The following is a 9,757-nucleotide window of genomic DNA, read 5'->3' as shown; positions in this document are numbered from 1 at the left end:
GGCGTCGTACACGGTTTCCAGGCCGGCGATGTCCAGCGTGGGGGCGGCGGTGTGGGGGGTGGCGTTCATGGGGGATTCCTGGTGGGGCCGTGGGCGCGTCAGGCGCTGGGCAGGGCTTGTTGCAGGGCCGCGTGGAGGCGGGTGGCGTCCAGCGTCAGCCAGCGGGCACAGACGTGCTGGTCGGGCCGCAGCAGGTAGGCGGCGCCACTGGCGGGCACGCCGTAGCGGGCGCGCACCCGGCCGTCGGCGTCGGGCAGGGTCTGGTCGGCGCCGGCCACCGGGGCGGCCGTGCCCACGGCGGTCACGCGCAGCGCCACACCCCGGGCGCGCCAGGCTTGCACCACCTGCAACAGCGCCTCGGGCACGGCCGCGCCTTCGGTGAAGTACAGCAGGTCAAAGCCGCCGCCCAAGCGGTCGAGCAGGTGCGCGTCAGGCGCCAGGCGCACGTTCTGCGGCGGCGCGCCGTGGGCCGGGCCGGCGGTGAACAGCGCGTTGTCGTCGCCCGGGCTGTTGAGGGCCGAACCGGTGTATGCGTGCGGCCGCGAGGTGCGCCAGTGGTAGAGCGGGCGCACAAACGCCTGCGTCAGGGACAGGGACAGCACCGCGTCGCGCAACAGGCGAAAGCCCCGGCTCGGCGGTGTCATGAAGCGGGTGCTCTTGCCGGCTTCCTGGATGATCTCGCGCGCGGCGCCCACCCGTTCGGCGCTGTGGTTGGCCATCAGGGCCGGGCCAGCCAGGCCTTTGAGGGTGTAGGCGAGGTGCCAGCCGAGCGACTGCGCGTCCTGGAAGGCGGTGTTGGCGCCACGCACCCCGAAAATCGGCAGCAGGTGGGCCGCGTCGCCGGTGAACACCACCCGGCCGTGCACAAAGTCGGGCAGCGTCAGCGTGCGCGCCGAGTACACCGAACTCCAGTCCATCTCCCAGGGCGTGCCGCCAAAGCCGATCATGGCCAGCTGCGCGTCGATGCGGGCCCGCAGCGACTCGGGCCGCAGCGCTTGTTCGGGCGTTTCGCCCTCGGGCAACTGGTAGTCCACGCGCCAGATGCCGTGCGGCTCGCGGTGCATCAGGATGGTGTTGCCGGGGTTCCACGGCGGGTCGAAGTAGGCCAGGCGCTCGGTGGGCAGCGGCAGGTCGATGCGGATGTCGGCGATGACGAACAGCCCCTCGTAGGAGGCGCCCTCCATCTGCAGACCCAGCTGGCTGCGGATGCCGGAACGCCCGCCGTCGGCGGCGACCAGCCAGTCGGTCTCCAGGGTGTAGGGACCTTCGGGCGTGTCCACGGTGGCGAGGGCGTGGTCGGCCGCCATCTGTACAGCGGTCAACCGGTTGCCCCAGCGGAAGTCGATCAGCGGCTGCGCGGCACAAGCCTCGTACAGGTACTGCTCCAGGTACTGCTGCTGCAGGTTGAGCATGGGCAGGTAGCGGTCGTCCGGGTCGTGCGGTGCTTCCATGCGGAACACGCGCTGGCCGCGGTAGAAGGAATTGCCAAAGCGCCACGGCAGGCCATGGGCCACCATGCGGTCGGCCACGCCCACCTGCTGCAAGATTTCCAGGCTGCGCCGGGTGAAGACGATGGCGCGGCTGCCCGCCGAAAACTGGCGTTCGGCGTTGAGCACCACGCTGCGCACGCCGTGGCGGGCCAGCTCCAGCGCGGTGACCATGCCGGCCGGGCCGGCCCCGGCGATGACCACCGGCTGGCGCGGCTGCGCGCCGTGGGCCGAAGGCAGCCAGGGCTGGAACACCTGGTAAGGGTAGTACAGGGACGGGCGCGGTTCGGCGCTGGGCTGGTGCATGGGGCGGTCTCCGGACAAGCGAGTGAGTGTTGGCAGTGTAGGCAAGCCGGCCCACCCCATTGTCACCAAAAAAGGACAAATGGACATGAACCCTGCACACCCACAGGCGGCGGTCAGTTGCCCACCGGCCCGCGGGGCTCAGGCGGCGTCGGGCCGCACCAGCAGGCCCAGCAGCTCGCGCTGGCCGCTCACCCCCAGCTTGCGGTGGATGCGCTTGAGGTAGGTCTGCGCGCTGGACAGCTCCAGCCCCAGCCGCTGCGCCAGGGCGGCGTTGTCCAGCCCGTCCAGCAGGGCGCGCAGCACGTCCAGGTCGCGCTTGGTCAGCACCGGGTGGCGGCGGTGCAGGCGCGCCAGCAACCACTCGGCCAGGTCGGCGTCGAACAGGTGCCCGGCGTAATGCAGTCGCACCGCGTGCACCACCAGTGGCGCCAAGGCTTCCAGGGTGCGCAGGTCGGCCGGGCCCAGCGGGCCGTGCTCGGTGCCGCGGTAGAAGTTGACCGACAACCAGCGCCAGCCGTCGTACAGCGTCAACAGGGCCAGGCGCTCGGCCACCTGGGGCAGTTCGTAGCAGACGCGGCGGTACGCCGGGTGGGCAATGTCGGCGGGGCGCTGGCGGTGCAGCACGGTGTGGGGCCAGGCCGCGCTGGCGCGGCGCGCGGCGCCGAACTCGGCGCGCATGGCCTCGCGGCTGCCGTCCAGCGGGTGGAAGCGGGTGACGTAGTCTTCGGTGATGCGGCGCAGCGCGGCGGTGCGCGAGCGGTCGCCCACGGCCACGGTGCGCGGGGGCGAGTCGCCCTCGAACGAGAAAATGGTGCACTGCGCCATGGGCACCTGCGCGCCGACGATGCGCAGCAGGTCTTCGGCCACCGCGTGCCGGCCGGACAGGCCCAGCTTCTGCAGCAGCGCGCTGACCTGCGCCAGCGGCAGCTCGACGGCCGGGCCGGCCGCCGTGGCCGGGGGCAGCACCCACCAGTTGCGCGCCTCGGCCACGGCCATCAACCCGGCACGGCCGGGCCCTCGAAGGCCAAGCGCAAAGCGCGCGCCGCGTCCTGGTGTGCGCGCAGGGCCTCGGGAATGGCGCGGCCCATCTTGATGAACTCGTGCGTCACGCCGCGGTAGATCTCCAGGTCCACCGGCACGCCGGCCAGGCGGAAGCGGTCGGCCATCATCACGCCCTCGTCCACCAGCGGGTCGCATTCGGCCAGGCCCATCCACACCGGGGCGGCGCCGTCCAGGTCGGGTGCGTTCAGGGGCGAAAAGCGCCAGTCCTCGCGCTCGGCCGGGGTGTTCAGGTATTGGCCAAAAAACCAGGCGATGCTGTCGGCCTCCAGCACAAAGCCGTGGGCAAAGGTGCGGTGCGAGGGCGTGTCGGCGTGGGCCGCGCAGCCGGGGTAAAACAGCAGCTGCAACCGCAGCGGCAGGCCGGCGTCGCGCGCCTGCAGGGCGGTGACGATGCTGAGGGTGCCGCCGGCGCTGTCGCCGCCCACCGCAAGGCGCGCCGGGTCCAGCCCCAGGGCGGGGGCCTGGGCGTGCAGCCATTGCAGCGCGTCCCAGGCGTCGTGCACGGCGGTGGGGAAGGTGTGTTCGGGTGCCAGGCGGTAGTCCACCGACAGCACCGCGCAGTGCGCCAGGTGCGCCAGGTGGCGGCACAGGCTGGCGTGGGTGGCCACGCTGCCGATGGTGAAGCCGCCGCCGTGCAGGTAGAGCAGCACCGGCCAAGGCTGGGGCACGGGCGTGTGCCCGGCCGCGTGGGCGTCGTCCGGCCCGTGCGGGTGCGGCACCACCAGTTCGGCGTGCAGCGTGGCGCCGTCGCGGGTGGGGATCTGCAGCGCCTCGACCCGCGCCATCTTGTGCGGCGGGATGTCGAGCACGCCGGAGCCAGCCTCGTAAAACGCCCGCGCCTGCTGCGGCGTCAGGGCGTGCAGCGGCGGGCGGCCGGCGCGGGCCATACGCTCGAGCACGCCGCGCATGGCGGGGGTCAGCAAGGTGCGGGGGTGGGCGTGGGCACTCATGTGCCGGATTGTCGCTGCAAGCGCACCCGGCGGGGACGGGCGGCACGGCAGGCCCCAGACCGCTGTCGCACACAGAACTTTCGGCAGAAGCGTGCCGGCGTATAGTGCCCCCACAACAAAACCACGCCACACCGGAGACAACGTGTCACAGATCCTGTACTTGACCAACATCCAGATCGACTTTGGCGCGCTGCAGCGGCTGGCCAGCGAATGCGAGCGCACCGGCATGCGCAAGCCGCTGATCGTGACCGACCCGGGCGTCAAGGCCGCTGGCCTGCTGGAGCGGGCCGTGGCGGCGCTGGGCACGGGCGCCGGCGCCCTGCCCCACGCGGTGTTCGAGCAGACCCCCTCCAACCCGACCGAAGCCGCCGTGCGCGCGGCCCAGGCCATTTACGAGCAGCAGGGGTGTGACGGCCTGGTGGCCCTGGGCGGCGGCAGCGCCATCGACTGCGCCAAGGGCGTGGCGATTGCGGTGGCCCACCCCGGCCCGCTCAAGACCTACGCCACCATCGAAGGCGGCTCGCCCAAAATCACCGACCGGGTGCCGCCGCTGATCGCCATCCCCACCACCGCCGGCACCGGCAGCGAGGTGGCGCGTGGCGCCATCGTCATCGTGGACGACGGGCGCAAGCTGGGCTTCCACAGCTGGCACCTGATGCCCAAGACCGCCCTGCTCGACCCCGAGCTGACCCTGGGCCTGCCGCCGCTGTTGACCGCCGCCACCGGCATGGACGCCATCGCCCACTGCATGGAAACCTTCATGGCCGCGCCCTTCAACCCGCCGGCCGACGGCATCGCGCTCGACGGGCTGGAGCGCGGCTGGGCGCACATCGAACGTGCCACCACGAACGGCCAGGACCGCGACGCCCGCCTGCACATGATGAGCGCCAGCATGCAGGGCGCCATGGCCTTCCAGAAAGGGCTGGGCTGCGTGCACTCGCTCAGCCACAGCCTGGGCGGCGTCAACCCGCGGTTGCACCACGGCACCCTGAACGCGCTGTTCCTGCCGGCGGTGATCGCTTTCAACGCCGGCGCCGCGTCGGTGCAGCAAGACCGGCGCCTGGAACGCATGGCCCGCGCCATGGGACTGGCCGGCGCCGCCGACCTGGGCCCGGCCATCCGCGACATGAACGCGCGCCTGGGCCTGCCCAGCGGCCTGGCCGCCTTGGGGGTGACCGAAGACCTGTTCGACCGGGTGATCGAGGGCGCCCTGGCCGACCACTGCCACCAAACCAACCCGCGCCTGGCCAGCGCGGACGACTACCGCGCCATGCTGACCGCGTCGCTCTGAGGCGCCTGCGCCCGGTCGCTCAGAAACCGGGGGTGCCGTCCATGCGCGCGCCCACGTGCACCTCGCCGCGGGCCTCGGCCAGTTCCACCTGGCGCTGGCGTTCGGCCAGACGGGCTTTTTCTTCCGGGGTGCGCTGGTCGTGGCAGTGGGCGCAGCTCACGCCTTTCACGTAGTGCGGCGAGGCCTTGTCCGCCGCCGACAGCGGCCAGCGGCAGGACCGGCACAGCTCGTGCGGCCCCGGCACCAGGCCGTGGCCCACGCTCACCCGCTCGTCGAACACGAAGCATTCGCCTTCCCACAGGCTCTGCTCGGGCGGCACCTCCTCCAGGTACTTGAGGATGCCGCCCTCCAGGTGGTAGACCTCGTCGTAGCCTTTCATTTTCATGAGGGCCGTGGACTTTTCGCAGCGGATGCCGCCGGTGCAGAACATGGCGACGCGCGGCTTTTTCACCGCGCCGTCGGGCCCTGGCTGCGCTTGCAGTTCGGGCTGGGCGTCCACCCAGGCCGGCAATTCGGTGAAGGTCTTGATGTTCGGGTTGCGTGCGCCCTGGAAGGTGCCGATCGCCACCTCGTAGTCGTTGCGGGTGTCCACCAGCACCACGTCGGGCTGGCGGATCAGGGCGTTCCAGTCCTGCGGTGCCACGTACTGGCCCACGGTCTTGTTCGGGTCCAGCTCGGGCACCCGCAGGGTGACGATTTCGCGCTTGAGCCGCACCTTCAGGCGGTGGAACGGCGGGGTGGTGGCCCACGAGGCCTTGTGCTGCAGCTTGGCCAGTCGCGGATCGGCGCGCAGCCAGTCCAGCACCGCCGTCACCCCCGCCTGTGGCCCGGCGATGGTGCCGTTGATGCCCTCGCGCGCCAGCAGCAGCGTGCCCTTGACCTGGCCGGCCTCGCACAGCGCCTGCAGCGGCGCGCGCAGGTCGGCATGGTCCGGCAAATCGACGAACTGGTACAGCGCCGCGACATAGAACGGCGCGCTTTCGGGGGACGGGGCTTGCATGCCCGGATTATCCCCGCTGGCGCCCAAACGGCCCAGGCCCGCCAGCGGGCTACAGCGGCAGCACCCGCGCCGGGTCGGGGCGCTCCAGCCAGGCGGCCCATTCGTCGGCCAGTTGCTGGCTGGCCGACACCGCGCTGCGCCACACGGCCATGCGCCCGGCCAGGTCGTTGCCATAGCGGGTGAAGTCGGTGCGGTCCGGCAACTTGCCATGGGGCAGGCGCGCCACCCAGGCCGGGTTGGGCGCCAGCACCACGGTGTGGTCCAGGAAAGGGCTGGCAGCGTGGCGCCATTTCAGCGCCTTGTCCAGCCAGCCCGGCACCACCTGGCGCTGGAAATGCGGGTACAGCACCAGCCCCAAGGCCGGGCGGTAGGCCAGGTGCAGGTGGTAGTCGGTGATGCCGCCGTCCCAGTAGGCGCCGGGCGGCGCGCCGGGGATGCCGTGCACCGCCTGCAACACGAAAGGAATGGAACAACTGGCCTGCAGCGCGGCCATGAAGTTGGCCTCGGTCAGCGGCACCTGGCGGCTGCGGTAGTCGTGGGTGGCAAAGGGCAGCTCGGCCCCGGCGCTGGAAAACACCACCCGCTCCAGCCAGGCGCCCATGGCCCGGCGCCGCAGCGCGTTGGTGGCGAAAGCACCGGCGTAGCCCAGCGGGGTGCGCCAGGGCCCTTCGCGCCCCAGCACGTGGCGCCCGCGCGAGGTGAGCAGGTGCAGGCGCCAGCGCGGGTGGTGCAGCACCTCGGCCACGCGGCCGCCGTAAAAATCGGCCAGGCTGCGGCCGAAGGTGTCGCTGACCTGCCGGGCGCTGGGGCGCTTCTGCCCCGGCGCCAGCTCGTAGTGCTGGGCGATGTAGTCGCGCTCCAGCCGCTGGAACGCACGCACCGGGTCGTTCAGGCAGGCCGTGGCCATGCGCCAGGCGCCGATGGAGGCGCCCACCAGGTGCAACTCGCGCGTGGCGCGGGGCAGCCACTCGCCGAACAGGAAGCGGTCCAGCGGCCCCAGGATCAGCCCCTTGGGGCCACCGGCAGCGCCGGGCACCACGCCCACGTCGCCCGGTTGCAGGCCGTGGGCGCGCAGGTGGCGCAGCGCGGCTGGGCCGGCGTGGATGTGCAGGGCGTTCACGGCGTCGAGGCGTTGGCGGCAGCGGTCAGACCACCGAGAGCTGGTCCAGCCCGGCCACGTTGGGCGCCACCAGCCAGTCCGGGTCCAGGCCCAGGATTTCGCCCACCGCGTCGGGGTAGGTGTGGATCAGGTCGTCGGCCCGGTTGCCGTTGACCAGCACCCGCGCGCGCCAGGCGGCCATGTGCACCACGGCGGCCAGGGGCTCAAGGGGGTCGTGCGCCAGCGGGGCGCCGTGCTGTTCGATGGCGGTGACGAGCAGCGGCGGCAGGTGCCAGTGGCGCGCCAGGGCGGCGCCGGCCTCGGCGTAGGAATAGCCCAGCGCGCGGTACTCGGCACCGGCGCGGTGCAGCGCCAGCAGGGGCGTGTCGCGGTCGATGGGCTGCATGGTTTCGACCATGCCCATGTGCATCACCAGCTCGCCCACGCCGTGCAACAGGCCGGCGGTGAAGGCCACGTTCTCGTCCAGCCGGCGCGGGGCGCAGATCAGCCGGGCCACGGTGGCGGCGGCGAAGCTGTAGTGCCAGAAATCGTCCAGGTCCACCCCGACCACGGCGCGGAAGCTGTCCTGCATGGACGCGCCGATGACCAGCGCCCGCACCTTGTTCAGGCCCAGCACGGCCACCGCGTCGCGCACGCTGTGCACCGGCCGCGCCAGCCGGAAAAACGAGGAATTGGCCTGGCGCAACAGGCGCGCGGCCAGCGCCGGGTCGCGCTCCACGTCGCGGTTGACGGCCTGCAGGTCCACGTCGTCCTGGTGGAAGGTGGCGATCAGCTTGGCCGCCACCTCGGGCACCACCGGCAGGGCCTGCGGCTGCCGCAGCAGTTCGGTCAAACGCATGGGCCGCCGCGCCTCAGGCCAGGAAGGCCGACAACTCGCCGGCCGAGGTCCACTCGCTCGGGTCCTTGTCCAGCACCATGTCCAGGTCCAGGCCCAGCAGAATGGCCACCACGTCGGGGAAGGTGGCCTTCAGGCCGTCGCGGTCCAGGTTGATTTCCTGGGCGCGCGCGCGCCACGACGCCATGTGCACCACGCCGGCCAGCGGCTCGTAGGTGTCGCCCTCGAAGGGCAGCAGCTGGTGTTTGAGCGCGGCGACGATGGCCTCGGGGAAGTCCCACTTGGCGGCAAAGGCGGCGCCCACGTCGGCGTAGGTGTAGCCCAGCGCGGCCTTTTCGGCCTCGGCGCGTTTCATGTCGAAGGGCGAGACGCTCCAGTCGATGCGCGCCACCACATCGGGCATGCCGATGTGCATCACCAGGTCGCCCACGGCGTGGGTCAGGCCGGCGGTGAAGGCCGCGCCGTCGGACATTTTCAGGCTGCGCGCCAGGGTGCGGCAGATCTTGGCGGTGTTCAGGCTGTAGCGCCAGAACTGCTCCAGGTTGACGCCGGGCACGGTCTTGAAGCTGCTGCTCAGCGCCACCGCCTGCACCAGCGTGCGCACGTGGTTGAAGCCGAGGATGCTGATGGCGTCGTGCACGCTGTCGATCTTGCGCGTGAGCCCGAAAAAGGCCGAGTTGGCCAGTTTGAGCATGCGCGCGGTGAGGCCGGGGTCGGTGGCCACGGCCTCGCTGATCTTGCGTGGGTCGGGGTCTTCGCGGTTGAGCTCGGTCATGACCTCGGACACCACCCGCGGGATGCTGGGCAGGGCCTTGGCTTTGCTCAGGAGTTCTTCGAGTTCCATGGGGGCGTGTGGCCGCAAGCAGCGGCGTGTGGGTGGTTGCCAGTATAGACCGGCCCGACCCCACCCAGCGCCCCCGGGCACCGACCGGGGGCCAGCCCCGCGCGCCTGCGGGACAGCCGCCCCGCGGCGCCGGGAACGGTCAGCGTTTGAGGCCTTGCAGCTTGGCGAAGGCCGAGGCCATGGCACCCCCGCTGGCCGGCTCGTTGTGGCGCTGGCCACGCCCGGCCTGCGGCTGGCGCCCGGCCGGCTCGAAACGGTTGCCGCCCTCGCGGCGTTCGCTGCGGGCGCAGGTGGGCGCGTCCAGCTTCATGGTCAGGCCGATGCGCTTGCGCGCCACGTCCACCTCCACCACCTTCACTTTCACGATGTCGCCGGTTTTCACCACCTCGCGCGCGTCGTTCACGAATTTGTGGCTCAACTGGCTCACGTGCACCAGGCCGTCCTGGTGCACGCCCAGATCCACGAAGGCACCGAACTGGGCCACGTTGCTCACCGTGCCTTCCAGCACCATGCCGGCTTGCAAGTCGGTGATGTCTTCCACCCCTTCGTTGAAGCGCGCCACGGCGAAGTCCGGGCGCGGGTCCCGGCCGGGTTTTTCCAGTTCACCGATGATGTCTTTGACGGTGATGGCGCCGAAGCGCTCGTTGGCGAACAGCTCGGGCTTGAGGGTTTTGAGCACGTCCACCCGGCCCATCAGTTCGGCCACCGGCTTGCCGGTTTGCTGGATGATCTGCTCCACCACTGGGTAGGTTTCGGGGTGCACGCCGGTCATGTCCAGCGGGTTGTCACCGCCGCGGATGCGCAGAAAGCCGGCGCTTTGCTCGAAGGTCTTGGCGCCCAGGCCGGTGACTTTGAGCAAATC

9 protein-coding genes are annotated in these 9,757 nt (G+C 71.5%); 1 reads left to right on the top strand and 8 read right to left on the bottom strand.

Annotated features, from left to right (window positions below; genetic code table 11):
- Positions 1-98: 98 nt before the first annotated feature.
- The 3 genes from HA630_RS05680 to HA630_RS05670 form a co-directional block, all read right to left on the bottom strand.
- Positions 99-1,793 (bottom strand): FAD-dependent monooxygenase, encoded by a 1,695-nt coding sequence (locus HA630_RS05680; RefSeq protein WP_166833143.1) that lies wholly within the window; start codon positions 1,791-1,793, stop codon positions 99-101.
- Positions 1,794-1,931: 138 nt separating this feature from the next.
- Positions 1,932-2,789 carry a helix-turn-helix transcriptional regulator gene (locus tag HA630_RS05675; protein WP_166833141.1) on the bottom strand — a complete coding sequence of 286 codons (858 nt, stop codon included), beginning with the start codon at positions 2,787-2,789 and terminating at the stop codon, positions 1,932-1,934.
- Positions 2,789-3,805, bottom strand: a complete 1,017-nt coding sequence (locus HA630_RS05670) for an alpha/beta hydrolase (protein WP_243855357.1) — start codon at positions 3,803-3,805, stop codon at positions 2,789-2,791. Before HA630_RS05670 ends, HA630_RS05675 begins: the two co-directional genes overlap by 1 nt.
- Positions 3,806-3,947: 142 nt before the next feature.
- Here HA630_RS05670 and HA630_RS05665 point away from each other — a divergent pair, with 142 nt between their 5' ends.
- A complete protein-coding gene (locus tag HA630_RS05665; RefSeq protein ID WP_166833139.1) occupies positions 3,948-5,096 on the top strand; it encodes an iron-containing alcohol dehydrogenase in 1,149 nt (382 codons plus the stop codon).
- 19 nt (positions 5,097-5,115) lie between these two features.
- On the opposite strand, the gene HA630_RS05660 is transcribed toward HA630_RS05665, so the two are convergent.
- The 5 genes from HA630_RS05660 to HA630_RS05640 form a co-directional block, all read right to left on the bottom strand.
- On the bottom strand, positions 5,116-6,096 hold the full coding sequence (locus HA630_RS05660; protein WP_166833137.1) for a rhodanese-related sulfurtransferase: 981 nt from the start codon (positions 6,094-6,096) through the stop codon (positions 5,116-5,118).
- A gap of 49 nt (positions 6,097-6,145) precedes the next feature.
- Complete coding sequence (locus tag HA630_RS05655) at positions 6,146-7,216, bottom strand: patatin-like phospholipase family protein (protein WP_166833135.1); 1,071 nt, start codon at positions 7,214-7,216, stop codon at positions 6,146-6,148.
- A gap of 25 nt (positions 7,217-7,241) precedes the next feature.
- The gene (locus tag HA630_RS05650; RefSeq protein WP_166833133.1) at positions 7,242-8,054 is read right to left on the bottom strand and encodes an HDOD domain-containing protein; all 813 of its coding nucleotides are present in this window, start codon (positions 8,052-8,054) and stop codon (positions 7,242-7,244) included.
- A gap of 13 nt (positions 8,055-8,067) precedes the next feature.
- The gene (locus HA630_RS05645) at positions 8,068-8,895 is read right to left on the bottom strand and encodes an HDOD domain-containing protein (protein WP_166833131.1); all 828 of its coding nucleotides are present in this window, start codon (positions 8,893-8,895) and stop codon (positions 8,068-8,070) included.
- A 139-nt stretch (positions 8,896-9,034) separates the two neighbouring features.
- Positions 9,035-9,757 (bottom strand): S1 RNA-binding domain-containing protein (locus tag HA630_RS05640; protein WP_166833129.1); only part of this gene is annotated, 723 nt, incomplete at its 5' end.

The organism is Aquabacterium sp. A08 (genome assembly GCF_011742065.1).
The sequence above is the reverse complement of the archived record's forward strand: the minus strand, read 5'-3'. Positions and strand labels throughout refer to the sequence as shown.